27 protein-coding genes, 2 tRNA genes, 1 rRNA gene, 1 pseudogene and 1 riboswitch are annotated in these 25,577 nt (G+C 32.4%); of the genes and pseudogenes, 3 read left to right on the forward strand and 28 right to left on the reverse strand.

The features are described 5' to 3' along the window. The 19 genes and pseudogenes from BTJ66_RS12660 to BTJ66_RS12750 form a co-directional block, all read right to left on the reverse strand. A 16S ribosomal RNA gene (locus BTJ66_RS12660) occupies positions 1-89 on the reverse strand; the annotation flags it as partial. 144 nt (positions 90-233) lie between these two features. After that, positions 234-307, reverse strand: a tRNA-Gly gene (locus tag BTJ66_RS12665). Between the two features lie 22 nt (positions 308-329). Next, positions 330-412: transfer RNA gene (locus BTJ66_RS12670), tRNA-Leu, on the reverse strand. 370 nt (positions 413-782) lie between these two features. Next, positions 783-1,232 (reverse strand): SprT family protein, encoded by a 450-nt coding sequence (locus BTJ66_RS12675; protein WP_099091303.1) that lies wholly within the window; start codon positions 1,230-1,232, stop codon positions 783-785. Then, on the reverse strand, positions 1,225-3,375 hold the full coding sequence (locus BTJ66_RS12680; RefSeq protein ID WP_099091304.1) for a Tex family protein: 2,151 nt from the start codon (positions 3,373-3,375) through the stop codon (positions 1,225-1,227). Before BTJ66_RS12680 ends, BTJ66_RS12675 begins: the two co-directional genes overlap by 8 nt. 150 nt (positions 3,376-3,525) lie before the next feature. Continuing rightward, positions 3,526-4,296, reverse strand: a pseudogene (gene sigB / locus BTJ66_RS12685) (RNA polymerase sigma factor SigB). Further along, entirely contained in the window at positions 4,271-4,753 is a 483-nt protein-coding gene (gene rsbW / locus BTJ66_RS12690) for an anti-sigma B factor RsbW (protein WP_099091305.1), read from the reverse strand. The pseudogene sigB and the gene rsbW overlap by 26 nt, the downstream one beginning before the upstream one ends. Before the next feature lies 1 nt (position 4,754). Next, positions 4,755-5,081, reverse strand: a complete 327-nt coding sequence (locus BTJ66_RS12695; RefSeq protein ID WP_099091306.1) for an anti-sigma factor antagonist — start codon at positions 5,079-5,081, stop codon at positions 4,755-4,757. A 78-nt stretch (positions 5,082-5,159) separates the two neighbouring features. Beyond that, positions 5,160-6,161, reverse strand: coding sequence for a SpoIIE family protein phosphatase (locus BTJ66_RS12700; protein ID WP_099091307.1), 1,002 nt, complete (start codon positions 6,159-6,161; stop codon positions 5,160-5,162). 347 nt (positions 6,162-6,508) lie between these two features. After that, complete coding sequence (locus BTJ66_RS12705; protein ID WP_099091308.1) at positions 6,509-6,871, reverse strand: type II toxin-antitoxin system PemK/MazF family toxin; 363 nt, start codon at positions 6,869-6,871, stop codon at positions 6,509-6,511. After that, positions 6,868-7,038 (reverse strand): type II toxin-antitoxin system antitoxin MazE, encoded by a 171-nt coding sequence (gene mazE, locus BTJ66_RS12710; protein WP_017722121.1) that lies wholly within the window; start codon positions 7,036-7,038, stop codon positions 6,868-6,870. The genes BTJ66_RS12705 and mazE overlap by 4 nt, the downstream gene beginning before the upstream one ends. Before the next feature lie 87 nt (positions 7,039-7,125). Then, positions 7,126-8,274, reverse strand: coding sequence for an alanine racemase (gene alr / locus BTJ66_RS12715; RefSeq protein ID WP_099091309.1), 1,149 nt, complete (start codon positions 8,272-8,274; stop codon positions 7,126-7,128). Positions 8,275-8,382: 108 nt separating this feature from the next. Further along, on the reverse strand, positions 8,383-8,733 hold the full coding sequence (gene acpS, locus BTJ66_RS12720; protein WP_099091310.1) for a holo-ACP synthase: 351 nt from the start codon (positions 8,731-8,733) through the stop codon (positions 8,383-8,385). 61 nt (positions 8,734-8,794) lie between these two features. After that, the gene (locus tag BTJ66_RS12725; RefSeq protein ID WP_099091311.1) at positions 8,795-9,295 is read right to left on the reverse strand and encodes a PH domain-containing protein; all 501 of its coding nucleotides are present in this window, start codon (positions 9,293-9,295) and stop codon (positions 8,795-8,797) included. Continuing rightward, positions 9,288-10,832, reverse strand: coding sequence for a PH domain-containing protein (locus BTJ66_RS12730; RefSeq protein ID WP_099091312.1), 1,545 nt, complete (start codon positions 10,830-10,832; stop codon positions 9,288-9,290). The genes BTJ66_RS12725 and BTJ66_RS12730 overlap by 8 nt, the downstream gene beginning before the upstream one ends. After that, complete coding sequence (locus BTJ66_RS12735; protein WP_099091313.1) at positions 10,825-11,304, reverse strand: PH domain-containing protein; 480 nt, start codon at positions 11,302-11,304, stop codon at positions 10,825-10,827. The genes BTJ66_RS12730 and BTJ66_RS12735 overlap by 8 nt, the downstream gene beginning before the upstream one ends. A 201-nt stretch (positions 11,305-11,505) precedes the next feature. Then, positions 11,506-13,029: a degradosome RNA helicase CshA gene (gene cshA / locus BTJ66_RS12740; protein ID WP_099091314.1), complete on the reverse strand. Its 1,524-nt coding sequence runs from the start codon at positions 13,027-13,029 to the stop codon at positions 11,506-11,508. Between the two features lie 543 nt (positions 13,030-13,572). Next, positions 13,573-14,928, reverse strand: coding sequence for a UDP-N-acetylmuramoyl-tripeptide--D-alanyl-D-alanine ligase (locus BTJ66_RS12745; RefSeq protein ID WP_099091315.1), 1,356 nt, complete (start codon positions 14,926-14,928; stop codon positions 13,573-13,575). Positions 14,929-14,940: 12 nt separating this feature from the next. Next, the gene (locus BTJ66_RS12750) at positions 14,941-16,011 is read right to left on the reverse strand and encodes a D-alanine--D-alanine ligase (RefSeq protein ID WP_099091316.1); all 1,071 of its coding nucleotides are present in this window, start codon (positions 16,009-16,011) and stop codon (positions 14,941-14,943) included. 249 nt (positions 16,012-16,260) lie between these two features. Between BTJ66_RS12750 and BTJ66_RS12755 the strand changes: the two genes are divergently transcribed. Then, positions 16,261-17,445 carry an FtsW/RodA/SpoVE family cell cycle protein gene (locus BTJ66_RS12755; RefSeq protein WP_099091317.1) on the forward strand — a complete coding sequence of 395 codons (1,185 nt, stop codon included), beginning with the start codon at positions 16,261-16,263 and terminating at the stop codon, positions 17,443-17,445. A 326-nt stretch (positions 17,446-17,771) separates the two neighbouring features. Here the strand turns inward: BTJ66_RS12755 and BTJ66_RS12760 are convergent, their stop codons facing one another. The 3 genes from BTJ66_RS12760 to csoR all read right to left on the reverse strand — a co-directional run bounded on the left by BTJ66_RS12760 (position 17,772) and on the right by csoR (position 18,638). Further along, positions 17,772-17,912: an Lmo0850 family protein gene (locus tag BTJ66_RS12760; RefSeq protein ID WP_099091318.1), complete on the reverse strand. Its 141-nt coding sequence runs from the start codon at positions 17,910-17,912 to the stop codon at positions 17,772-17,774. Between the two features lie 211 nt (positions 17,913-18,123). Continuing rightward, positions 18,124-18,330, reverse strand: a complete 207-nt coding sequence (csoZ, locus tag BTJ66_RS12765) for a putative copper chaperone CsoZ (RefSeq protein ID WP_099091319.1) — start codon at positions 18,328-18,330, stop codon at positions 18,124-18,126. A 14-nt stretch (positions 18,331-18,344) separates the two neighbouring features. Next, positions 18,345-18,638, reverse strand: a complete 294-nt coding sequence (csoR, locus tag BTJ66_RS12770) for a copper-sensing transcriptional repressor CsoR (protein ID WP_099091320.1) — start codon at positions 18,636-18,638, stop codon at positions 18,345-18,347. Between the two features lie 143 nt (positions 18,639-18,781). Between csoR and cls the strand changes: the two genes are divergently transcribed. Together cls and BTJ66_RS12780 are read left to right on the forward strand one after the other, a co-directional pair. Next, on the forward strand, positions 18,782-20,266 hold the full coding sequence (cls, locus tag BTJ66_RS12775; protein WP_099091321.1) for a cardiolipin synthase: 1,485 nt from the start codon (positions 18,782-18,784) through the stop codon (positions 20,264-20,266). Positions 20,267-20,379: 113 nt separating this feature from the next. Continuing rightward, on the forward strand, positions 20,380-21,027 hold the full coding sequence (locus tag BTJ66_RS12780) for an HD domain-containing protein (RefSeq protein ID WP_099091322.1): 648 nt from the start codon (positions 20,380-20,382) through the stop codon (positions 21,025-21,027). Positions 21,028-21,114: 87 nt separating this feature from the next. On the opposite strand, the gene yidC is transcribed toward BTJ66_RS12780, so the two are convergent. From yidC to BTJ66_RS12810, 6 genes are all read right to left on the reverse strand, one after another. After that, positions 21,115-21,984, reverse strand: a complete 870-nt coding sequence (gene yidC / locus BTJ66_RS12785; protein ID WP_099091323.1) for a membrane protein insertase YidC — start codon at positions 21,982-21,984, stop codon at positions 21,115-21,117. Positions 21,985-22,071: 87 nt separating this feature from the next. Further along, positions 22,072-22,710, reverse strand: a complete 639-nt coding sequence (thiE, locus tag BTJ66_RS12790) for a thiamine phosphate synthase (protein WP_099091324.1) — start codon at positions 22,708-22,710, stop codon at positions 22,072-22,074. Then, entirely contained in the window at positions 22,710-23,501 is a 792-nt protein-coding gene (thiM, locus tag BTJ66_RS12795; RefSeq protein ID WP_099091327.1) for a hydroxyethylthiazole kinase, read from the reverse strand. The genes thiE and thiM overlap by 1 nt, the downstream gene beginning before the upstream one ends. Continuing rightward, the gene (thiD, locus tag BTJ66_RS12800; RefSeq protein ID WP_099091325.1) at positions 23,494-24,315 is read right to left on the reverse strand and encodes a bifunctional hydroxymethylpyrimidine kinase/phosphomethylpyrimidine kinase; all 822 of its coding nucleotides are present in this window, start codon (positions 24,313-24,315) and stop codon (positions 23,494-23,496) included. The genes thiM and thiD overlap by 8 nt, the downstream gene beginning before the upstream one ends. After that, positions 24,308-24,997 carry a thiaminase II gene (gene tenA / locus BTJ66_RS12805; RefSeq protein WP_099091326.1) on the reverse strand — a complete coding sequence of 230 codons (690 nt, stop codon included), beginning with the start codon at positions 24,995-24,997 and terminating at the stop codon, positions 24,308-24,310. Before tenA ends, thiD begins: the two co-directional genes overlap by 8 nt. Before the next feature lie 79 nt (positions 24,998-25,076). Next, positions 25,077-25,175, reverse strand: a riboswitch (TPP riboswitch). Positions 25,176-25,425: 250 nt separating this feature from the next. Continuing rightward, on the reverse strand, positions 25,426-25,577 hold a 152-nt coding region (locus BTJ66_RS12810; RefSeq protein WP_161940562.1), incomplete at its 5' end, for a transglycosylase family protein.

Consider the following 25,577-nt stretch of genomic DNA (forward strand, 5'->3'; position numbering starts at 1 on the left):
GGAGCAAGCTCCTTATCTGTTCGCTCGACTTGCATGTATTAGGCACGCCGCCAGCGTTCATCCTGAGCCAGGATCAAACTCTCCATAAATGAATTATGATGTTTGATTAGCTCATAAAATACTAATTTGTGTTATCTCTAACACTTGTTTTGAACCAACAATTTAATGTTGCGTTCGGAATTAACGTTGACATATTGCAATTCAGTTTTCAATGTTCATTAAAATTTCTATATTGGAGCGGGTGATGGGAATCGAACCCACAACATCAGCTTGGAAGGCTGAGGTTTTGCCATTAAACTACACCCGCTTATTAAATTAAAGGTATTTGATGCGGCCGAGAGGATTTGAACCTCCACGGGAATACTCCCACTAGGCCCTCAACCTAGCGCGTCTGCCGTTCCGCCACGGCCGCTTAGCAAAACGGTTAAAATGTTTTTATTCATTAAGTAACAAATATCATTGTAATATATATTTAACCTTTTGTCAATAACTTTTTAAAGCAAAATTAACAAAATTAATGTTCTCTTAACTTAGGTTGCTATTAATTTCGCAACGTTTAATATCATATAATATATTTCTTTTATCGTCAATAAAAAAAGTAAACTAAAAAGAGTAAAATAACAACATAAAGTCTTTTGATCATCCTATCATGTTAAAGTACACCGCATTCCAAATTTATTTCCCATAATCTCTCCTTTAATTTACTGTATTGCGGGTAATTTATATAAAAAAACGAATCCTTATCGTCATATGTTTCGATAAAGATTCGCTATAAAAATTTATTAAATTTTAAGTTGTACCAATTTCCCATTACATTGTCCACATGCCATTTTACTCGTATTAACTTTTCTTATTCTTGGGAATTTAGATAAGCATTGTTGACATTGGTATATATAGTTTACACGATCCTCATATTTTTCTATTGCAGAACAAAATCTTGGTGCACCTGTTTGTTGGCTAAGCATTTTAAAGTCTTGGTCTTTATGTTGGTATCCTTTTCCTTGCAAGTGCAGATGATAATGACATAACTCATGCTTGATAATATCTATAATGGCCGATTCACCAAACTTATTGAATTGCTTTTCATTAATCTCTATATTATGAGATTTTAGTAAGTAGCGGCCTCCAGTTGTTCTTAAACGTTTATTAAAATAAACCTGATGTTTAAATGGGCGACTAAAATATTTTAGTGATAGTTCTTCTGTTAATGACTGTAGTGCTACATTATCCATGCGGATCAATCATCGTTAGTGATACTTTACCTTTTTTATCGTCTATATCTAATATCCATACATCTACAATATCACCGACACTAACGATGTCCATTGGATTCTTCACAAACTTCTTCGAAAGTTTTGAAACATGTACAAGTCCATCTTGTTTTACACCTATATCTACAAATGCGCCAAAATCTACTACATTTCTAACTGTACCACTAAGTTTCATATTTTTACTTAAGTCTTCTATAGATAGTACATCTGATTTTAAAATAGGGGTTTCGAATTCATCTCTCGGATCTCTATTTGGTGCAATTAATGATTTTATAATATCTTCAAGCGTTGGTTGACCAATATTCAACTCTTCTGCCATTGCACTTACATCAATCTTATTTAATGCTACTTTAAGCTGTTCTGACCCCAAGTCTTTTGTAGTCATTCCTATTTGTATTAATAGTTGGTTTGCTACATTATAACTTTCTGGATGAATTGAAGTATTATCTAGAGGTTCTTCACCCCCTACAATTCTCATAAAACCAATACTCTGTTCAAATGTTTTCGCACCTAATCTTTTAACTTTAGCAATCTCTTTATTATGTGTTATAGCGCCATTTTCTTCTCTATAATTTATTATATTTTGTGCGATAGTTGGCGTTAACCCCGATACATATTGTAATAATGAGCGTGATGCAGTATTTACATCCACCCCTACTTGGTTTACTGCAGTTTCAACCACGAAAGATAAAGCACCTTCTAGAGATTTTTGATTTACATCATGCTGATATTGGCCAACACCAATAGATTTAGGGTCTATCTTCACTAATTCACTAAGTGGGTCTTGCACTCTTCTCCCTATTGAAACGGCACTACGTTCTTCGACTTGAAAATCTGGAAATTCACTTCTTGCTATTTCCGAAGCAGAGTATACAGATGCTCCCGCTTCATTAACGATAATAAATTGAACATTCAAGTTATGTTCTTGGATCATCGTTGCAACGAATTGTTCAGTTTCACGACTAGCAGTACCATTGCCAATTGCAACCAATTCTACATCATAAGTTTTAACAAAGTTCACAAATATTTTTTCAGCATCTTCTTTTTTATTTATTGGTGGATGAGGATACATTACGCCTTTTGCAATAAAAGTACCAAATGGATTAATGACTGCAAGTTTACATCCAGTTCTAAAAGCTGGGTCCACACCAAGTATTTGCTTACCTTTCATTGGCGGTTGTAATAACAAATTCCTCAAGTTTTCACTGAATACATCTATAGCATGATTTTCGGCTTTTTCAGTTAAATCACTTCTGATTTCTCTTTCGATAGATGGCATAATTAACCTTTTCAAACTATCTTTAATAGCATCTATAATGATATATGTTCCATCATGTTGAGATAAAATCTCTCTTTTTCTAATATAATTTTCAATCCCTTGTGTATCTATCTCTATTTTAACTGATAAGACTTTTTCTTTTTCTCCCCTATTTACCGCTAATACTCTGTGATTAGCAATTTTCTTTATAGGTTCAACATAATCATAGTACATTGAAAAAATCTCTTTTTCATCTTCAGCATTCTTTTTCTTTTGAGTTACAATATGCCCATGCTGAAAAGTATCTTTAAGAATTTTACTTCTATATTTAGGTTCATCTGAAACGACTTCAGCAATAATGTCTTGTGCACCCTTAATCGCTGCTTCTACACTTGGAACCTCATCATTTATATATTGAGCTGCTTTTGTTTCAACAGATTCATCAATATTTGCTTGTTGTAACCATTGTGCAAAAGACTCTAATCCTTTACGTTTTGCTTCCGTTGCCCTTGTTTTCTTTTTTTGCTTAAAAGGTCTGTATAAATCTTCTACTCTTTGTAATTTTGTTTGTTTTAAAATATCATTTTTTAAATCTGGAGTGAGAAGTCCTTGTTCTTCTATATTATGTATAACTTCTTCTTTTCTTTTTTGCAGATTGACCATATATTGATATTCATCATCAATGTTCTTAATTTCTACCTCATCTAAACCACCTGTTTGTTCTTTTCTGTAACGTGCGATAAAAGGCACTGTATTTTTATCTTCTAATAAAGTTAGAACAGCATTGATTTGTTTGGTTGTGAAATTATATTTATCTCTTATTGATTGAATTAGGTTATTATCCATAAAATCCTCCGCTCATCATTGTGTAAATCACTTTTGCTAATAAATACATTCTAACATATCTAAGTTTAATCTTTATTCTATATTCATCCATACTAATAATAAAAGCAGATTTCCATAAAATAAGAAATCTGCCATTTGTATTAATTCAATTTATTTATTTGCTGCCTCTTGTAATTTCTTAATTGCTGTTCTTTGCAGCCTAGAAACATGCATTTGACTTAAGCCAATTCGTTCACCTGTTTCCTTTTGGCTCAATCCCTCAATAAAAGTACATTGAATAATTTGTCTTTCTCGTTCTGTTAGAATTGGTAGTATCTTTTCCAATATCATTCGTTTTTCTGTTAAATCATAATTTTCATCTTGTTGACCCATGATATCTAATAAAGTCACTGTTGAACCGTCTTTATCTGCTTCAATCGAGTGATCTACACTCAAGGCATTATAACTTTGCCCCATTTCCATTGCTTCAAGTACATCTTCTTCATTTACTTCTAAACGGTCAGCAATTTCAGAAATAGAAGGTGAGCGTTCAAGCTCGTTTGTTAATTCATCGGTAACTTTCTTGATTCTTGGACCAATTTCTTTAATTCTCCTAGGTACATGGACACTCCATGTTTTATCACGTAAATAGCGTTTAATCTCACCAATCACAGTTGGTACTAAAAAGGCTTCAAACTTTCTATCAAAGGACAAGTCAAATCGATTAATTGCACCGATTAAACCAACCATACCAACCTGAACGAGGTCTTCATGATGAGATTGACCTTTAGAATATTTATATGCCAATGATTCGATTAATTTTCTGTAATGTCTTACAAGTTTATCTTATGCACTTGTGTTTTCATTATTTTGATGCTGCATAATCCATTGGTTTATTTGTTCAGGTGATACATCATTAACTGATTTCGACTCTCTCGCCATTATTTCGCACCTGCTCTTTTTTAATATACTTTATCATACTGATTGTCACACCTGATTGTTTATCAACTGTAACTTCATCCATTAAAGATTCAATTAAAAACAGACCCAGACCGCCTTCTCTCAGGAAATCTATGTTTTCATTTTCTTTATATGGTCCTAGTTGTGCTTTTGTTTCTTCGTAATCGAAACTCTCACCCTGATCAGAAATTATAATTTTGATTTTGTCATCAAAAATTTCAAAACAAAGATTTATCATACCTACATCGTTTGGATCATCTTTATAAGCATGTTTTACTGCATTGGTAACTGCTTCACTAACAGCAATCTTAGCATCTTCTATGTCATCATAAGATGCACCTGCTCTTGAAAATACACCGGACAATGTTAAACGTATTAAACTCACATATTCTGCGGATGCTGGTAAACGCATTTCTATATAATCTTGTTTAATTTGCATGTTATTCGACCTCCGTTCCTTCATTAACATGCATCAAATCTTTTAATCCAGTTATATCAAAAAGACGACTTATTCGATCTGAAACACCTAATATATATAATTCTTTATCATTTTGGTTTAACGCTTTTAATGTGCCTACAAACAAACCTAACCCTGTTGAATCCATATAACTCACATTTTCTAAGTTCACATAAATATCGTGAGTTCCTGCTTGTCTCATCGGAACTAAGACTTCTTCTAATTCAGGAACTGTATAAACATCCAGTTCGCCACCAACTTTTACCTCATAATGTGAATCATGAGTCACAGTTTCAATATTAAGGTTCATAACATTACACTCCTAATTATATTCTCATTAATACATTTTATACCCAAAATTTTAAAATTTAAATCTAAACAGTAAAAACTAATTTACTCTTTTGATAATTAATATAGTTAAATCATCTCTTTTGTCTGGGTTTTGTATTTTCAAAATCGCTTCATATAGTAGCTGCACAATATCTTGTGGGTGCATATGTTTATATTTATGAATCATATCTAGCAAATATTGTTTATCTAAAAAATCGCCCGCTTCATTTCTGACTTCTGTTACACCATCTGTAAAAATAATGACTAGGTCGTCAAGATAAATAGGTATTTCTTGTTGCTTATAGCGTGTTTGTTGACTAACGCCTAACACCCTTCCACGAACATCCATTTCTTCAAATGTTTCCTTTTCAGCTCGATAAATATAACCCGGTTCGTGTCCTGCAGAACTACAATATAATAAATGGTTCAATTCTTCATATAATCCATAAAACATAGTAACAAACATATTTTGATTCACGTTTTTTTCAACAACACGGTTTAATCTTTTTAAGCCATCACTCGGTAATTGTGAATGGCCGTATGAATCCATTCCGAATTTAATCATACTCATTGCTAATGCCGCTGGGATACCTTTACCTATCACGTCGGCAACTGCAAAACTCATTGTACCGTCTTTATGGTCAATTAAATTAAAATAGTCACCGCTCACCTTTTGAGCTGCAACTGAAATTACACCGATTTGTATACTGTCAAATTGAGGTATATCTGTTTTTAGCATGGTTTGTTGCAAACGTGAAGCTAAATCTATTTCTTTATCATGATACTGAAGTCGATCGACTAATTGTTTATAATCTCTGTAACTATAACCAAATCCTTTAACAACTTCTTTTAATACATTAAACGATTTTAGAATATGTACTTCACTTAAATTTTGACTTTTTATATATTCTTTATGTATTTGGACAATATCTTCAGGTAATATATCTTTTTTTACTACTTCTTCAGTAAAGCCTTCACACTTTTTTATTAAATCGCTTGTATCACTCGTGTGTAAACTTTCATCAATTAGCGCTTTATATTGATTTTTGAATTCTTCCACGCAATAACTCCTCCTCAAAATGCAAATATAAATCGCATACATTGGATGTAACATAATTATATGTTCTTTATAATCCTCAATAAATCATTCGAACATCAGAATTTTTATAGTTACTTTAAAATGTACTGTAATGTTTTCAAATAAAAATGGCTTTAGCTATTTAAAAAAGCTTTAGGATACCCTAAAGCTTTTAAATTAGACATTCTATTCAAAGGTTACAACCAATTATTAAAAACAATCTTCAATAAAATTGCTTTATTCTACTAATAAATGGTTATTGCATGTTATAGAGAATTGATGCCTAAAATTCACTATCATATTTACTTATTTGAGTAGACCTTTGAAAATCAGGATTTATGACCCCTAATATTATGTAATCCTAAACTTATATCAATGGCATTGTTAACTTCTTTCATTTTTTTGTCAGAAAGGTACGTTAACTTTTCTTTCAGCCTATTCTTGTCTAAAGTCCTAATTTGCTCTAGCAATATAACAGAATCTTTATCCAATTTATATTTACTTTTTTCTATTTCCACATGTGTAGGGATTTTAGCTTTATTTATCCTACCGGTAATTGCAGCTACAATTACGGTAGGACTATATTTATTACCAGTATCATTCTGTATAATAACGACAGGTCTTATTCCCCCTTGTTCAGACCCTTGAACTGGTGATAAATCAGCTAAATAAACGTCGCCACGTCTCATCATTCATTATTATTCTTGGAGCTGATATATACTTCGTTGCAATCACAGGCTTCACATTCAAATGGAAACGCTTCTGCTGCAAGGGAGAGGTTCAAGTCAGCCATTTGAGAATAGCCTTCTTTTAATAGCTGTTCTATACTATGATTTCTACTTTGGTTGAAACTTGCCATGAATAAAGACCTCCATGTAACTAAAATATAAATCTTCAAGATTGGTTGTTAGATATATAATAACAAATTTTCCAAACAGTGACTATACTATTTTAGTAATTCATTACGAATTTCTAGGTCTTTAGTACTATGATAAATGCGCGGAAGCCTTCTACTCAATCGACACAACACTTCATAATTAATGGTTTGTTGTTGATGTGCCAATGCTTCAGCAGATTGAAAACTGTCACTATGATGATCCATGATAATAACCTTATCTCCTGTTTGAATTTCATCAGGAATTTTTATAATTGTTTGATCCATGCAGACTTTTCCAATAACTTCGCATTGAATGCCATTCACATTTACAGAAAAACCTTTCATCATCCTTGGATAGCCATCTGCGTATCCTACGGGAATAATACCAATTTTAGTTGTTTCACCTGCAGTATAAACACTGCCATAACTGACTGATTCACCGGCCTGAAGTGTTTTGGTTTGAACAACTTCACTTATCCACTGAGCACTTGGTTTTAAATGGACTTTCACGTTTGATTTAACATGTTCGGAAGGATAATATCCATATAACGAAATCCCTACTCTGACCGCATTACAAAATTGTGTATCTTTCAGTAAGGCGCCAGCAGAATTTTGTGAATGAATATAATCAGGTTGATCAGCTTGTCCAACAATTTTTTCAAATGTTGCTTGCTGTTGATTCATAGACTCTCCCGGTTCATCTGCACATGCAAAATGGGTAAACACACCTTCAAATATCAACTGACTGTGTTCTTTAATCAACTCAATTACTTCTTTGTATTCTTCTACCGTCTTCATGCCTAATCTACCCATACCCGTGTCTAATTTTAAGTGTATCCATATATCTTTATCATTTGATTCGGGTATTTCTTGTATTGCTTCTACTAACCAAGTCTTTGATGGTACAGTAATCGCAACTCGATGTTGTATTGCTTTATTAATATGATGTGTTGGAATGACACCTAGAACTAAAATTTTGGCGTTAATACCATGCATACGTAATTCAATTGCTTCATCCAAAGTTGCAACAGCAAAAAACTCAGCACCATTGTCCATAAGTTGTCTTGCAATTTTTATGCTTCCAAGTCCATATCCATTTGCTTTTACTACTGGCATAACTGTTTTATTTGGATGCAATTTTTGAAAGACTTGAAAATTTGCAACAATTGCATTTAAATCTACATTTACATATGTCGATCTATAATACTTATCAGACATAAAGTGTGTCCCTCCTATATCAATTCATAACTTATATCATAATTACATTATCTTAATTTTATAACAATATAGATGGGATATCCAAATTTTACATACTGAGAACGTAAATTAAATTTCTAATATAACCTGACTCATTGCATAGTGTTCTGTGTGTGAAATACTCACATGCACTTTATATCCATCAAAATTTATACACGGTTGCCCATTCTCGTTATTAAAACAATCAATATCTGTAAAAGCTACCGTTTTACCTAAACCACTGCCTAACGCTTTACTAAAAGCCTCTTTCGTTGCAAATCTTCCTGCCAAAAATTCCATTTTACGCTGTTCATTATTAAAATGATTAAATTGTTGCTGTTCATTTGCGGTTAAAATACGTTCGATAAGCTTGCTTTGACGTTGATAAAGTTTTTGAATTCTTTCTATTTCAATTAAATCTACTCCTATACCATGTATCATTTGTTACTCCTAACTCACATATAACATATATATTGTACTGTAGTGTTATATGGTTTTAGATTTAATAATTTAATGTTTCTATATCATTATTTTGATTCACTTGTTTAATATTTTGTTTTAGCTTAGCAGCTACATCTTTATTTATAAGTTTAATTTCCGTGTTACCACCAGCAGTGGATAAAGTTAAACTTGCTAATTTATATTTTCTCATTAGAATCCCTTCATGTGTATCAACATTTTGAATTCTGAACAAAGGTATTTTCACAACTTTAACAAACCACAAACCATTTCTAACTGTTATCGTATTATCTTCAACGGCATATTTGAAAATTTTATATCGATATTTAGGTACTAATATCAACTCTACAATGCCATAAATCAATATCAAACCCGTACCACAAATAAGGACCCATTTCATTGTTTCTTGTGCTAACCATTCAAGCCAAATATGGTTTATGAAATAAAGGGCAATCAATAAAATACATAAAATTGCTGTGACGATTAACGCTGATAAGCGCATTACCGTTTTACCTGATTCGTGCATATACTGATAATTACTCATACTGTTCACCTCTTAAATACCAAGTTTGAAGTGATTCTACATGCTGATATGGATTGAATTTCAAGCCAATACCTTCACTACCAGAAGCTTTTGCAATTACAAATTTGAAATTGCCTAAATCACTATTTATTAAAAATGGATTACGTCTTATTTCCATTCCCAAAATCTTATCTTGTTTAAAATAGGAATTTTTAAATCCAAATAACGTCACATTCCGTACTACAAGTTCATCCTTTACTAGTCTCAAACCAGAGAATTTGATTACCAGATAACTATGCAAAATGAGCATTAATATAATGACACCAGCGATTAAAAACACCCATGGTAACCAGAAATAATTGATCACTGCAGCAACGATAATGAGCAATACAGCTTTTTTCCAAAAATATCTATGAAAACCTCTCCACGGCATCCCTATCCTTGCTTCTTCAAAGGACATACTAGGAATTAAATCTTTAATAATTTCAAATGCCTTCTTACGTTTAATGAAAGGTAATATCATCACATGACCATCTAATGAAACATCATCCTTATCCACGTCATTCATATCACTTGTTATAACAAAATGAATAGAGGTATAGCCAAACAACTTTCTAAGAAATGATTGTTTTTCTACGACTGCTTGTACTCTATCAGTTGGGACCGTAATACTTTTAACATTAAAAAGCCCATATTTGATGTTTAATTGGTTCCCATTCTTTGTCACTGTGTAATTAAAATTGCGAACAATAACAATTAATGTTCCGACGACATAACTCACGATTACAATCATCGCAATCATCATTGCAACAATGACAAAAATAGCTTGTGAAATCTGTGAAAATTCATCAGTTATCCAGTTCCACGGAATGATATCTGATAACCCTCCAATAATAGGTGAAAGTGCGGCAAAGGCAACACCAATTGCCCCACTTGTTAACGCCATTAATAATAATTCCTTAAAGTTTAATTTATATAAATATGAAGGCTTGCTTTCCAAATCCGGTTCTTTTTGTTGTTCAGTCATACTGTTGCTTGTTAATTCAGAGTCTGCATCAAGTGCTCCATTTACCGAATCTATGTCATCATTTTTCTCGTTTGTTGAAGAAAGTTCATGTTGCTTTTCCTTTAAAGTTTGTTGTATCCAGTCACTTTGTTTCTTAGAAACTGTATCTAAATCTATACCATCACTTGGCGTTTTAATTTGAAGTTTCACACCGCCAACGATTTGATTTACAATGCCTTGTGATGTGTCTAGTGTTTGTATACGACGTATATTAAGTTCTTTTCTTTCTTTTGTAAAAATACCTGTAGCTAGTACAAAATGATCATTTTCAATCCAATAACGCGTATTATAGACTTTTAATATTTGTGCAATAAAAGAAAATAGGAAAAATATTGTTACTATGCCTGGGAAAATATAAGCATAAATATTTGTGAAATCAAAATCACGAATATTAAATACTAAAAATATAATAATTAAAAATATATTCTGTTTGATTGCTTCAATAACACCTGTTAAGTATGAGATTGGGTGCAATTTTTGAGGACTATACATCATAATCAGCTCCTCTCAAGTAATCAAGGCTTAATGATTCAAACGCTTCTACATCTTTAATACTTAGTATTGGGAATGTTACTTGATGACCAGCAGTAACTAATACGACTTTAGCTAAACCCAAACGCTTTAGAATCGGATTATATTTACGCTCTATAAATTGAGTTCGCTCTATTTTGACGATTTTTTGTGACTTGAAGAAAAAATCACTTTTAACTTCAATATCTTTTTCTCTAATTCTATAGTATGTATAATGATACTTAATCCATGGACCAAGCACAGCATATATTAAATCAAATAAAATACATGCAATAAATATATATATTAAAAACGGCCACCAGTTAAAATGACTCCACAAATATATTAATACGATTGTAACGATCAAATTCACTATAAATTCTAGCCCTTCAATTAAATAATAATATTTCATCGCTTGTCTCGGACTTTTCTTATATAGCTGGTCGTTTGTCATAATTACACTCCTCTGCTAAGATTTCCCCCATTATAACATAGGGGTTGTAACTACTTCATCTTCATTATTAAGTTATTATGCATACAATTTAAATCTAATTAAGCTATATTTTTTATTTTAATAGCAGCATTTAAAAAAACAAAAAAATCACCCCAAATTAATGGAGTGATTAAACCTAAATTTCATATATGATAAATTATTTTATTTTTTATGGTCTGCGAAAGTGCGACCTTTCATTGACTTTTTGTTATTGTTTCTATCAGAAGAAGGTCTTTCATTTTTCTTCTTGTTGTTGAATCCGCCTTTACCTGAACGACGATTTTTATTATCAAACTTGCCACCGCCACGCTTATGGTTGCCACCACCGCGTTTTGGTCCACCTTTACCTTGACGACCTTTGCCACGAGATAATGGTTTTTCAAATGTTAATTGAACATCAACTTCGTCGTTTGATTCAACTAACTCTTGTAATAATGAAGCAATTAAATCTACATCATTATATTCATCAAGTAATTCCGTAGCGATACGTTGTAATCTTGGTTCGTTTTCTCTAGACATCCAGTTTTGCACTTTACCTTTAATATCGTTTTCACGTGCTTTTAACACTTCTTTACGATGCGGTGGTCTTAGAGCTGTCATTTGACGTTTATTCGCTTGTTCAATCTGACGAATATAATCCATTTCGATCGGATTAACAAATGTAATCGCCACACCTTTTTTACCAGCACGTCCTGTACGTCCTATTCTATGTGTATAGCTTTCAGTATCTTGTGGGATATCAAAGTTATATACATGGCTTACACCTGAAATATCAAGTCCTCTTGCTGCAACGTCTGTTGCAACTAGAATATCTAGTTGATCGTTCTTGAATTTTTTCAATACTTCTAAACGTTTCGCTTGGGTGATATCACCATGTAATCCTTCAGCTTTATATCCTTTAGAGATTAACGCACTCGTTAACTCATCTACACGACGTTTTGTACGGCCGAATACAATCGCTAATTCTGGTTGATGTACATCTAAGAAACTTGTAAAAGTATCGAATTTTTCTAATTCTTTTACGATTGTGTAATATTCTTCGATTTGCGGATCTGACATTTCATTATTCATTGTTTTAACAATGACAGGTGATTTCATGAATTGTTGAACCAATGTTTGAATTGCTTTAGGCATTGTAGCTGAGAACAACATAGTCTGACGTTGTTCAGCTGGTATTTTGTCCATGATGAATTTCATATCATCGATGAATCCCATGTTCATCATTTCATCCGCCTCATCTAAGATAAGCGTATGGATGTCATTTGTTTTTAAAGTACGACGGTTCAAGTGATCAATTACACGACCAGGCGTACCAACAACAATTTGAGGGCCTTTTTTCAATGATTTAATTTGGCGATCTATTGGCATACCACCAAATACTGTAACAACTTGTACGTTTTGACCTTTAGCGAATGCTTTTAATGACTCAGCAACTTGCATTGCCAATTCTCTTGTTGGCGCAAGTATTAATGATTGTACGCCTTCTTGGTCAGCCACTTTTTCAATTAATGGGATACCAAACGCACCTGTTTTACCTGTTCCTGTTTGCGCTTGGCCAAGAACATCTTTGCCTTCTAAGGCAAGAGGGATACTCTCTTTTTGAATAGGAGTGGCCTCATCGAACCCCATGGATTGTAGGGTTTCTGCCATCTTATCTGAGATCCCTAATTCTTTAAAATTTTGCAATATAATTCTCCTTTATTTATCTGTATTTCTATACATATATGTTCACTTAAGTTTCTTCAACTTCTTTATAGTACCACCTCAAGTGCATAATCGCAATAAAGCAAATTAGATTAAATTCAATGAATCGCTTGTTAAGTATGCTTTTCAACTTATTACAAATACTGAAATACATAGGTTGTAAGCGTTTAATTGATTTTTTTAATAATACTTTTTACTTTTTGAAAAAAATTTGTTAATTTATTTATTCAGTTAATTTTCAGATTATTTCACTTGATACAAATATCTAGCAGCTTCTATAAATGAGTTGGTGCTATAAGTTATAATTCATAACCAAAAATATTATTCCCACTTATTGTCTATTTTATTCATCTTTTTATTATAATTTAAAAGTAGTTGTATCATGAAAAATGGTTGGATTTTTATTATTAGTGCAGGAACATCACATTTTAAATAATTAAGAGTCCGAGAGATTTTTGTATGCCTCGGACTCTTCCTGTTCAACTTTTTTAAATAGATTCAGTATCAAAAAACGTTAGGCACTGTTTAAATCAAAGCCTCAACCACTTCTTCTAATTTCATTCCTCTTGAACCTTTTACTAATATTTTATCATTCTCTTGAACAAACGATTTTAATGAATCAATTAGTTTTGGTTTTTCTTTAAAATGCGTTGCCTTATACACATACACTTTCCCAACATTGCTAATATGTGCTGCTTCATCTCCAAAAGTAAATAACGCAGTGATATCTTTGTCCTCTAAATATTGACCGACCCTTTCGTGCATCATTTGGCTATCAGGTCCTAATTCTAATACATCACCAAGTACTAAAATTTTTCTACCTTCCATACCGGATAATGTATCGATAGCCGCTTTCATACTTGTTGGACTAGCATTATAAGCATCATTAATCACTAGCATTTGATCACTCGTATAATGTTGTTCCATTCTCATACCTGTAAGAACGACATGCTTCAAATTATTGAAAATCGTTTCATATGATAAACCTAATCTTTTTCCAACGGCAATGGCGATTGTAGCATTTTTCATATTATGTTCGCCTAAGATAGGAAGTTCAAATTGTTCATTATTGTTAATAGTGAATGCAATACCTTCATCCTTGATTGAATCAATACAACTAACTAGTGTATTATCGGAATTTTTACCGATACTAACTAAATCAATCTCTGTTAATGCTTCAGCATATGGCTTAAGCAGTGGTTCATCTCCATCATATATGAATAAGCCACCCGGTTTTAAACCAAGCGTAATTTCTGCTTTGGCTTTAGCAATGCCTTCTCTAGAGCCTAAATCTTGCATATGTGACTCTCCAATATTCGTGATAATAGCAATATCAGGTTGTGCAATTTCAGATAATAATTCAATTTCATGAAAACCAGACATTCCCATTTCAAGGATTGAAATCTCCGTATCAATATCCAATTGTAAAATAGTTAATGGCATCCCTATTTCATTATTGTAATTACCTTGTGTTTTTTTAACATTAAATTGAGGTTTCAAGACACTTTCAATCATATCTTTAGTCGTTGTCTTACCATTAGAACCTGTAACCGCAATGACTTGAGGATTAACAAATTCCAAATAGGCCTTTGCTAATTGTTGTAATGCTTCTAATGTATCGTCTACCCAAATGATAGGCCCCTCAACGTCATTCTCTAATGGGATCCCTTTTTGGTAAAATGCCGCGCCCGCACCATCTTTAAGGGCTTGCGCAACATATTTATGGCCATCTACATGTTCACCTTTAAAAGGAATAAATAAATTTTGATTGTGTATTTCGCGTGAATCAATAGAAACACCTTTAATACCGTGATCCATGAATTCATTTTCTATTTCACACGGAATCCATGTTTTAATTTGTTCTAACGTTACTTCGATCATAATTTATTCGCCTCAGTCAATTTTGTATTTATTTTGTTTCTTATCTTCATGTTTTTCTTTTGCTAATTCAATTAATTTTTTAATTAAATCAGAATATGAAACACCCATGTTTTCCCAAAGGCTTGGGTACATACTAAATGCTGTAAATCCAGGCATAGCATTAGTTTCGTTTATAAAAATTTGGTTATCTTCCTTAACAAAAAAGTCTGCTCGTAGCAAACCTGAACAATCTGTTGCTTTGAATGCTTCTACTGCCATATTTCTTAATGTCATTTGAACTTCTTCATCAAGGTCAGCTGGAATATCTAATTTTATTTTTCCATCTTTATACTTAGCCTTATAATCATAGAATGCAACTTCTTTAATCACTTCACCAGGCCATGTAGTTTCTGGATAATCGTTGCCGAGTACGGCCACTTCAATTTCACGTGCTTCAATTCCTTGTTCAATCACCAACTTACGGTCAAATTGAAATGCTTCTTCAATACCTTTTTTTAGTTCCTCTTCATTATTACACTTACTAATACCTACACTAGAACCTAAATTTGCTGGTTTGACAAACACTGGATATTCTAACTTATCATGAACTAATTTTAATATATTACCTTCATATTTGTGATATTCGCTTCTTAAAAAGCTAACATATGGCAATTGCGGTAAGCCTCTATGCGCAAATAATTGTTTCATTACTAATTTATCCATTGAACTTGAGGCAGCTAAAACACCATTACCTACATACGGTATATCTAAAACTTCAAATAACCCTTGTATTGTACCATCTTCACCATTTGGTCCATGTAATAAAGGGAACACCGCACTATATGCATTTCCAGTACTACCTTGACTTAATAATTTAGAAATTTCACCCGCTTCAATATCTGGTAAACGCAACGTGTTGATATCATTTATAGTATCTATGATGTTTTCTTTCTTTTTCCATGCACCATCATTTGTTATGTAAATAATGTCTATTTGATACTGTTCCTTATCAATCGCGTTCAAGACATTTTGTGCTGTCAATATTGAAACATCGTGTTCCGCGCTTTTTCCTCCGTATACGATACATACATTCTCTTTAGCCATTTTTTAGCCTCCATATACAATTCTTAAACTACATCATATCACGATTTATTATTTTTTTGCATTTGATAAGAGACATAAAAAGCATTTATTTTTGAATTTCTTTTTAGTCTTTTAAAGGGTAGAACATTGGTAACACGATTTATTATTTTTTAAAACGGTACCGTACTTCTAGCAAAATATGTTAAAGTTCGGTAAAATCTATTTAGAATACCAAAGATAGAGAAATCTAGCTGTTTAAAGGAGTAAGAAATGAGTACTTCACGTCAATTAAAAAATAATCATTGGATACGGCGGGTTGACTGGGTTTTAATCGGCATCCTCGTATTATTAGCAATAGTAAGTGTAACCATTATCAATTCAGCTATGGGCGGTGGCCAATATAGTGCCAACTTTAGCATCAGACAGATTTTATACTATGTATTGGGTGGTGCCATTGCGTTACTCATTATGCTTGTATCACCTAAAAAATTAATGAAATATACATACTTGTTATATTTTATCCTATGTATTGGGTTGTTTATATTAATCATAATTCCTGAAACTCCCCTTACACCTATCATAAATGGTGCCAAAAGTTGGTACAAATTAGGACCAATCAGTGTACAACCTTCAGAATTTATGAAGATTGTTTTAATATTAGCACTTGCTAAATTGATTTCTAGACATAACCAATTCACATTTAACAAGTCGCTAGAGACTGATTTTAAATTATTACTTAAGATTGCAGGGATTTCTATTATACCTATGGGGTTAATTTTATTACAAAATGACCTTGGAACAACCCTTGTAATTTGTGCGATTATCGTCGGTGTTATTATTGTCAGTGGGATTTCATGGAAAATATTAGCACCACTCTTTATCGCAGGTATAGTATTCGGTTCAACCATAATACTATCAGTTATTTATAAACCTTCACTTATCGAAAACACTCTAGGTATTAAAACGTATCAACTTGGAAGGATTAATTCTTGGTTAGATCCTTATACTTACAGCAGTGGTGATGGTTATCATTTAACAGAATCACTCAAAGCAATTGGGTCTGGACAACTATTCGGCAAAGGATTTAATCATGGCGAAGTATACATACCCGAAAATCATACCGATTTTATCTTTTCAGTTATAGGTGAAGAGTTTGGTTTTATCGGGTCCGTTATTCTAATATTAATTTTCTTAGCTCTTATTTTTCATCTAGTGCGACTTGCAACTAAAATTGAGTTGCCCTTTAGTAAATTATTCATAATTGGATACGCTTCACTCATCTTATTCCATGTATTGCAAAACATTGGTATGACTATACAGTTACTACCTATTACAGGCATTCCTTTACCCTTTATAAGTTACGGCGGTAGTTCACTTTGGAGTCTCATGTGTGGTATTGGTGTACTTCTATCAATTTATTACCATCAACCCAAGCAGTATCCTGGTGAGAAATAATTTACACATCTACAATTGATATAATCGTTAATTCCATAAAAACAAGCAAGGATCAAAGATCCTTGCTTGTTTTTATTTAATATTAGTGGCGGTAAGATTAGTAAATATGCCTTTCTACTTTCAAAAAACACTTTACTTGCCTGTTTTTAAAAATTTTTTAAGTAACTAACAAATGCTTTGTTAGTATATATTTTGCAATACACTTATTATATAAAACAATTTTTTATTGTCTATCTCTATCGCAACTTAGAGTCAATCTTTTATTTTGAACAAATAAAAAAAGCAATCAGAACCATCAGCTCTAATCACTTAATTGGGTAATTGGACTATTTTAATTCGTTAGCGGTTTTCACAGTAGTTGGTAAAGTGTGCATAACTTCTAATCTTGATTTCGTTTTCTTTATGTTTACCCCTAATGATGATAATAGTTTAACTACATTTTGAATCTTTTCGTTATCTTTACTCATATCATCACTCCTTATCTATTGCTTCTATTACATCATACCCCATTTAAGTATAAAATTCTACATTATATTCAAACTTTTTAAGTTAATTACAAAAATAGTAATTACTTAAGTAAAATTGCATCGTCTATAAACTATAATCTAAATATTACACATTTGACATTAACTCTTTAAACTTTATGTTGCTTTAAAGATCAGACTATATCAAGTTTGATTAATATAAAATTTGATATCCGAGATCATATACTTCTTTTTCTAAATTATTCAAACTTGCAGGCGTTTCAAAATCTACAAAAATTTCACCTTCATCTTTTTCAATCAGCACTTTATGTACACCATGTAATTGTAGTAATTTTTGTTCAATTTGTGATTTCTGTATTTCATTATTAAGTCCTGCAATATAAATGACTTTTGATTGCATATGTTTCACCTTTCTTAATCTTTCATTAACTTTTGAAAAGTAACTAATAGTTCTTCCATAGCTTCTACTTCTTGTCCTTGTTCCACTTTATCCATAATACAACTTTTCATATGATGATCTAATAATTTTGTCGCAACACTATTCAGTGCAGAGCGCGTAGCTCTAATTTGAGTGAGCACATCATCACAATAAACATCCTCTTCTACCATGCGATTAATTGCTTTAACTTGTCCTTCAATTCTATTAAGTCTTGATTTTAAATTCGCTTTTATTTCTTCTGAATGATGCGCTTTTTGTATTTCAGTCATTCTATCAACGCCTCCTATTTTATATCAACCATATCGTATACCCCTACTAGGTATTAGTCAAGTGATAAAACTGCACTTCCATGTTACAATGATTAGGACTTTTATAATATATAAATTACTGAACGTTATCTTGGAGGTTTAATATGATAGATGTCTTTTCACTTATGTTTAATCATACAAACGTCATTATTAATATTATATTAATTGGCGCATTTATATTAAACCTAATTTTTGCATTTACTATTATTTTTATGGAACGAAGATCTGCTGGTTCTATTTGGGCTTGGTTATTAGTGCTGGTGTTAATACCTATCTTAGGATTTATCATTTACTTATTTATTGGAAGACAAATTCAGCGTGATCATATCTTCAGTCTAGATAAAGATGATAAAATCGGAATTGAAATGATTGTAAATGAACAACTAGAAGCATTGAAAAATGATGATTTTTCAAAAGGCAACCATCAAATCGTAAAATTTAAGGACATGGTTCAAATGTTGTTGTACAATAATGCTGCATTTTTAACAACAGATAATGAAATCAGCATTTTTACGGATGGCAAAGAGAAATTTGATACATTGCTAAATGACATTAATCATGCAACTGATTATATTCATATTCAATATTATATTTTTAGAAATGACACACTTGGCAAAAAAATACTTACAGCACTTGAGCAGAAACTTGAAGAAGGCATTGAAGTTAAAATGCTATACGATGATATGGGATCTAGAGGTCTATCACTTAAAGATTTTAAAAACTTTAGAAAAAAAGGTGGCCATGTTGAAGCATTCTTTCCTTCCAAATTACCTTTAATCAATCTTCGAATGAATAATAGAAATCATCGTAAAATCGTCGTCATTGATGGACATATTGGTTATGTGGGCGGATTTAATGTTGGAGATGAATATTTAGGACTCAAGAAGAAATTTGGTTACTGGAGAGATACACATTTAAGAATCGTGGGAGACGCCGTTAATGCGTTGCAATTACGATTCATGCTTGATTGGAACTCGCAATCGACACGTGACAATTTAGCTTATGCGGAACGTTATTTCCCCGATGTAGATTCAGGTGGGTCAATTGGTGTGCAAATTGCCTCAAGTGGTCCTGATGAAACTTGGGAACAAATAAAATATGGTTATCTAAAAATGATTTCCTCAGCAAAAAAATCGATATATATTCAGTCTCCCTATTTTATACCAGACCAAGCATTTCTAGACGCAGTTAAAATTGCAGCACTTGGAGGTGTCGATGTTAATATTATGATTCCTAACAAACCTGACCATCCTTTTGTTTATTGGGCTACTTTTAACAATGTTGCTTCACTTCTTGATGCTGGAGTAAATATCTTCCATTACAACAATGGCTTTTTACATTCTAAAACACTTGTTATTGACGATGAGATAGCAAGTGTAGGTACGACAAATATGGATCATCGTAGTTTCACTTTGAATTTTGAAATTAATGCATTCATCTATGACACTTACATTGCCAAAGAACTAAGAGCTGCATTTGAAAAAGATTTACATGTTTCTTATCGATTAACAAAAGAAAAATATGAACAACGAAGTTTATGGATTAAATTTAAAGAAGGTATTTCAAGATTACTTTCTCCTATTTTATAGAAAAAGATTAGGTCTAACGTAATATTTACGCTACTGTTGCTTAGACCTTTTATTTTACTAATCCAAATCATGTTTTTATATTTAAAATTGCCTAACAGAGAGGTATGCATGTCATGAAAGAGGCCGAAATTCTCAAACTTGCACATCACTACATGTATCAATATCACAAAGATGACTCAACAGGTCATGATGTTGCACATGTTAACCGCGTATTACGTTTAGCGACTTATATCGCCGAACAAGAATGCGTAGAAAATTCATTAACAATTCAATTAGCAAGTTTATTACACGATACTGTCGATCACAAATTAACAGATCAGCAAAAAGCATTTGATAATTTAAAACAATTCTTAGTGGATATACAGTTACCTAAAACAGAGCAACAACATATTTTGCATATCATTGAACATATGAGTTATAAAAAAGGACAAAATAATGCGATTCAATTAACAATTGAAGGGCAAATTGTACGTGACGCAGATAGATTAGACGCGATTGGTGCAATCGGCATTGCGCGTACTTTTCAATTTGCTGGTCACTTTAATGAACCAATGTGGGTGGAGCATGCGACACAAGATAATAGTCAGCATTTTGACACGAATTATGATGAATGGTCAGCATCAGCAATTAAGCATTTCTATGAGAAACTTTTAAAGTTAAAGTCATTAATGCATACAGAGACTGCAAAAAAATTAGCAGCACAACGACATCAATATATGGAAAATTTTATCAATCAATTTTTTGAAGAGTGGTATTTTTAAATTAATATGTTTAAACAATACAAAAAGCACAAACCATTTATCACATGGTTTGTGCTTTTTTAAATACTCTAAATATGAATCACCATATTATTTCTTTTTGTTTTTCTTAGATACAACTTGAGTATTTTTACCTTTACTTGTTGCTTCAGCTTTATTTTTCTCCATTGCCTCAATCATTGGTGCAACTTCTCTTTGTGCAAGTTTAGAATAATACATATTCGCTACTTGTGTTTGTACAATCAAGAATGCCGCACTGACTGACCAATAAAGGCCTAATGCTGAAACAGATGAGAACGAAATCCACACAATCATAATTGGCGAAATAATCATCATCATATAACCCATTTGGCGCTGTTCTGCTGGCATACTCTTACTAGATACATAAGCTTGTAAGAAGTATAAGATACCTGCAATAATAGTAATCCATATGTCTGGTTTCGCTAAATTAAACCATAAGAAATAAGGATGTTCTGTAAAACCACCACTTGATGGATATTTTAATACGAAGAATAGTCCCATAATGATTGGCATTTGAATTAGAATTGGTAAACAACCTAACATGCTCTTCATAGGATTCATATCATATTTTTTATAAACTTCCATCATTTCAGAGTTTGCTGCCATTTTTTCTTCTTGCGTACGTGAGCGTTTTACCTTCTCTTGAATTGCATCAATATCAGGTTTTGCGACTTTCATTTTTTCACGCATCATATGACTATTTTTATAGTTTGATAACATGAATGGCAATAATACAATACGAATTGCCAATACAAGTACTACGATAGCTAGACCATAGTCATTATTAAAACTAGTCCCTAACCAATGTATTAAGTTATCCATTGGTACATAGAACGTATTATAGAAAAAACCGTCTCTATTTTCAGGTTTAGAATAGTCACAGCCTGCTAAAAAGACCATTACACCTAATAATAAAGGTAGTAGTGCTTTCTTTTTCATTTTTCCACCTCTAATGATATATTCACATAGAATTTATTTTATCATACTCAAAGGAAAGTAGAAAACAAAAAAAGAAATATTTATACATTATTCAACATTTTGTAAGAATTGACTAACTGTATTTGAAATATTTCCACTCTGTGTAATGGCTGAAATAACAGATATACCATCTGCACCGGCTTGCATTATGTCTCTTACGTTATCAAGATTTATACCTCCAATTGCCACAATTGGAAAATCTTTAATATAATTTCTTAATGTGGTAATCATTTGTGGCCCTACCGGCAAACTAGCATCGTCTTTTGATGTCGTTGCAAACATAGGCCCAACACCGATATAATTTACGTGAGATAAATTTGAAGCTTCATATTCCGCTATATTACTAATACTTAATCCAATGATTTTTCCTTTGAATTGTTCTGCAAACACATTGATATCCATATCCTCTTGACCTACATGGATTCCATCTGCATTGATTTTATTAGCTAAATCGACATCATCATTGACAATAAATGGCACCTTATAGTCACGACATAGCGCTAATAATTTACGAGCTAAGTCTTCTTTTGCATTTCCAGTCAATGCTCCAGTACCTTTTTCTCTAAATTGGAACATTGTTATCCCAGATTCAAGTGCTTCAGTTACTACGTCAATAATTGTTGAATTATTATCAATATCTTGTGTACCACAAATAAAATAAAGTTTTAAATTATTTTTATTAAACATTACTGCACCTCTTGTTGATCACTTTGGTTTAAATAATCATCATAAGTCATGTGATAAAGTGCATCTAACAGTAGTGTCATAAATGTACCTGGCCCTTCATGCTTCGCGTGAAGTTCTGCCTTTTCTGCAGCAATGTTATATATAGATATTGCTTCAACTAAATAATTAATTGATATTTTTTCATTTTTCTGTATGAAGCTTGCTATTACAGCGCCCAACAAACATCCTGCACCAGTTACTTTGGCCAATAGTGGGGACCCGTTATTCAATTTATATATTTGATTATCTTGTATCACAATATCTTCCCTACCAGTGATGACAATAGCACATTTTAAGCGCTTATATGCTTCTTTTGCAATTTCTATCGTATTTAAATTCTGATCACTATCCGTTCCTTTCATTTTTGCATCACTATTTATCAATGCTAATATTTCAGAGGCATTGCCTTTTATAACAGAAACTTTCACCTCTTGTAAAAACGTTTTACAAAAATCTTTGCGATATTGTGATGCACCTACAGCTACCGGATCAAATACTACAGGTGTTCCTACTGCATTAGCTGTTTTAGCAATTGTTAAAATATCCTTTTCTCTGTCTTTAGTTAACGTACCTATATTAATTAATAATGCATTTGCAGGTGTTAACATATCTGTTGCTTCTTCAGGTGCTTGACTCATTGCTGGACTAGCACCTAAACTCAATAGTCCATTTGCGGTGAAATTCTTTACAACATCGTTTGTATAGCAAATAACGAGCGGATTATTTACTCTTAAATTATCTAAACTATTCATCATCTAAACCTACCTTTTTCATATATGCAAAATGATTTACTGGTCCTCTCCCTTGACCAATTTCTGGTGTATATTTAATACTTACCGAAATAAATTTTTTAGCTTTTTTCACTGCTTGGTAGATTGTTTTACCCTTTGCCAGCTCAGCTGTTATCACTGCTGAAAATGTGCATCCGGTGCCATGAGTGTGTTGCGTATCATAACGTGGTTCTTCAAATGTATAAACATCATCTTTCGTAAATAAATAATCTTTCGCTACATCTAAATCTTCTGCATGCCCGCCTTTTATAACAATCCCTTTACTCCCAATTTCATTAATAAATAGCTTGCCTGCTTTATATATCGCAGCTTCATTATCAATCGACAATCCTGTAATTTCTTCTGCTTCAGGCAAATTAGGAGTGACGACAGTTGCGTAGGGTAATAATATATTTTGTAAGTCAGCTTTTGCGTCATCGTTCATCAATGAATCCCCGCTTTTTGCTAACATAACTGGATCAATGATATAAGGTATTTCAGGGTATTTTAGTAATACGTTTTGAATGATTTGCATCATTTCTTTTGAAGCAATCATCCCTGTCTTAATCGCATGTGGCAATTCATCATCGAAGACGCTAGTCAGTTGTTCTGACAACCACTCTGGTTCAAGATTATGAATATGTTGAACACCTTTGGTATTTTGCGCGACAATACTTGTCACAGCAGCCATACCATAAACACCACACGCATGAAAAGATTTCAAATCTGCCATTACGCCAGCACCACCAGTTGGGTCAGTACCAGCAATCGTCAATGCAATATTCGGTTTATTCATTATATACACCTCCATATGACCATTGTTCTTCATGAAATGACATATCAAAAAAGTTTCTTTCGTGTACTGTACTTTGTAAAAAGCACTGTTTTATATCATCCTTTTCTTGTTCTGAACAAAATTCAGTTAATTTATTCATTAATTCGTCGAAGACTATAACTAATTCATCCATTTCTGTACTATAAAATTCAAACCATTTTGAAAGAATCGAATTTTTATTTAACTCATTGTCCTTTATTGCTTGTTGTGCAATTACCTGATAAACATACGGACATGGCGCCATTGCTGCAATGGTATAAGCAGCATTTTCTCTAGCAAATGCATTAAAATACATATGTTTAATGTAATGATCACCACTTGGAGGCCAAACTTTTTCTTGTACTATTTCATTATAATTTTCTTGTACGTACTTTGCTAAGATTTCATGCGCTTCTACTTCTCCATCTACAATAAATTGGATTTGTTCAACTAGAAATCGAACATCACTCAAGTTCTCCATTTTCGGAATTAATAGTGCATAGATATTAGCAAATTCATTCAAATATGAAGCGTCTGCCCTTAAATAAAATTTCGTTGCTTCAACTGGTAAGTCGCCATGTAGCATACCTTGTATAAATGGATCTTTATAGATTTGATCAATAATGGGCCTAGCTTCTTTTTTTAACTGTTCTGAAAATAACACTAAACATCCTCCTAATAAATAAAAAAACTACTTTCCAATTGGAAACGTAGTTAATTAATAGCAAGTCTTCATACTTCAGCATTAGATTAAACTACTTTCCTCCGTTGGTATTAACCAAATCAGGTTGTAAGGGTCTGAATTGAATCATCTCAGCCGAATGGCTCCCCTAGTAGAATTTTTATATTTTATTTGATATAAACATAACAAAATAACAGTGCATTTGCAAAATTACTGAATTTTATGCTAAATGTATGCTTTAGGATAACTAACCCATATAAGTTGTCCACGCTAGCTAAGATAGGACGATTTGTAGATTTCCAGTTTTTCATTATTACAGTACTTACTTTATAACAAAATTAGACCGGATATAAATATATATATCCGGTCTAATTTATAGCATATTTAGCTTTCAGTCATTACCGCAACTATTATGCAGTAACCCATTGTGATGCGCCTTCTGTGTCATATAGTTTTTGAGCTGCAGCATCTTGTACTGATTCTGGTGCTGAAGCAGCTGGTTGACCTTGATATTCAGATGGTGCTACTGAATCCCATGTACTTTGTAAGAATTGGAACTTAC

This window comes from Staphylococcus edaphicus (genome assembly GCF_002614725.1).
GTDB classification, from domain to species: Bacteria; Bacillota; Bacilli; order Staphylococcales; family Staphylococcaceae; genus Staphylococcus; species Staphylococcus edaphicus.

Coding starts and splice junctions, on each gene's coding strand:
- BTJ66_RS12675 (WP_099091303.1), bottom strand. CDS start 1,232: ATGGATAATGTAGCACTACAGTCATTAACAGAAGAACTATCACTAAAA.
- BTJ66_RS12680 (WP_099091304.1), bottom strand. CDS start 3,375: ATGGATAATAACCTAATTCAATCAATAAGAGATAAATATAATTTCACA.
- rsbW (WP_099091305.1), bottom strand. CDS start 4,753: ATGCAAATTAAACAAGATTATATAGAAATGCGTTTACCAGCATCCGCA.
- BTJ66_RS12695 (WP_099091306.1), bottom strand. CDS start 5,081: ATGAACCTTAATATTGAAACTGTGACTCATGATTCACATTATGAGGTA.
- BTJ66_RS12705 (WP_099091308.1), bottom strand. CDS start 6,871: ATGATGAGACGTGGCGACGTTTATTTAGCTGATTTATCACCAGTTCAA.
- mazE (WP_017722121.1), bottom strand. CDS start 7,038: ATGGCAAGTTTCAACCAAAGTAGAAATCATAGTATAGAACAGCTATTA.
- alr (WP_099091309.1), bottom strand. CDS start 8,274: ATGTCTGATAAGTATTATAGATCGACATATGTAAATGTAGATTTAAAT.
- acpS (WP_099091310.1), bottom strand. CDS start 8,733: ATGATACATGGTATAGGAGTAGATTTAATTGAAATAGAAAGAATTCAA.
- BTJ66_RS12725 (WP_099091311.1), bottom strand. CDS start 9,295: ATGAGTAATTATCAGTATATGCACGAATCAGGTAAAACGGTAATGCGC.
- BTJ66_RS12730 (WP_099091312.1), bottom strand. CDS start 10,832: ATGTATAGTCCTCAAAAATTGCACCCAATCTCATACTTAACAGGTGTT.
- BTJ66_RS12735 (WP_099091313.1), bottom strand. CDS start 11,304: ATGACAAACGACCAGCTATATAAGAAAAGTCCGAGACAAGCGATGAAA.
- BTJ66_RS12745 (WP_099091315.1), bottom strand. CDS start 14,928: ATGATCGAAGTAACGTTAGAACAAATTAAAACATGGATTCCGTGTGAA.
- BTJ66_RS12750 (WP_099091316.1), bottom strand. CDS start 16,011: ATGGCTAAAGAGAATGTATGTATCGTATACGGAGGAAAAAGCGCGGAA.
- BTJ66_RS12755 (WP_099091317.1), top strand. CDS start 16,261: ATGAGTACTTCACGTCAATTAAAAAATAATCATTGGATACGGCGGGTT.
- BTJ66_RS12760 (WP_099091318.1), bottom strand. CDS start 17,912: ATGAGTAAAGATAACGAAAAGATTCAAAATGTAGTTAAACTATTATCA.
- csoZ (WP_099091319.1), bottom strand. CDS start 18,330: ATGCAATCAAAAGTCATTTATATTGCAGGACTTAATAATGAAATACAG.
- csoR (WP_099091320.1), bottom strand. CDS start 18,638: ATGACTGAAATACAAAAAGCGCATCATTCAGAAGAAATAAAAGCGAAT.
- cls (WP_099091321.1), top strand. CDS start 18,782: ATGATAGATGTCTTTTCACTTATGTTTAATCATACAAACGTCATTATT.
- BTJ66_RS12780 (WP_099091322.1), top strand. CDS start 20,380: ATGAAAGAGGCCGAAATTCTCAAACTTGCACATCACTACATGTATCAA.
- yidC (WP_099091323.1), bottom strand. CDS start 21,984: ATGAAAAAGAAAGCACTACTACCTTTATTATTAGGTGTAATGGTCTTT.
- thiE (WP_099091324.1), bottom strand. CDS start 22,710: ATGTTTAATAAAAATAATTTAAAACTTTATTTTATTTGTGGTACACAA.
- thiM (WP_099091327.1), bottom strand. CDS start 23,501: ATGAATAGTTTAGATAATTTAAGAGTAAATAATCCGCTCGTTATTTGC.
- thiD (WP_099091325.1), bottom strand. CDS start 24,315: ATGAATAAACCGAATATTGCATTGACGATTGCTGGTACTGACCCAACT.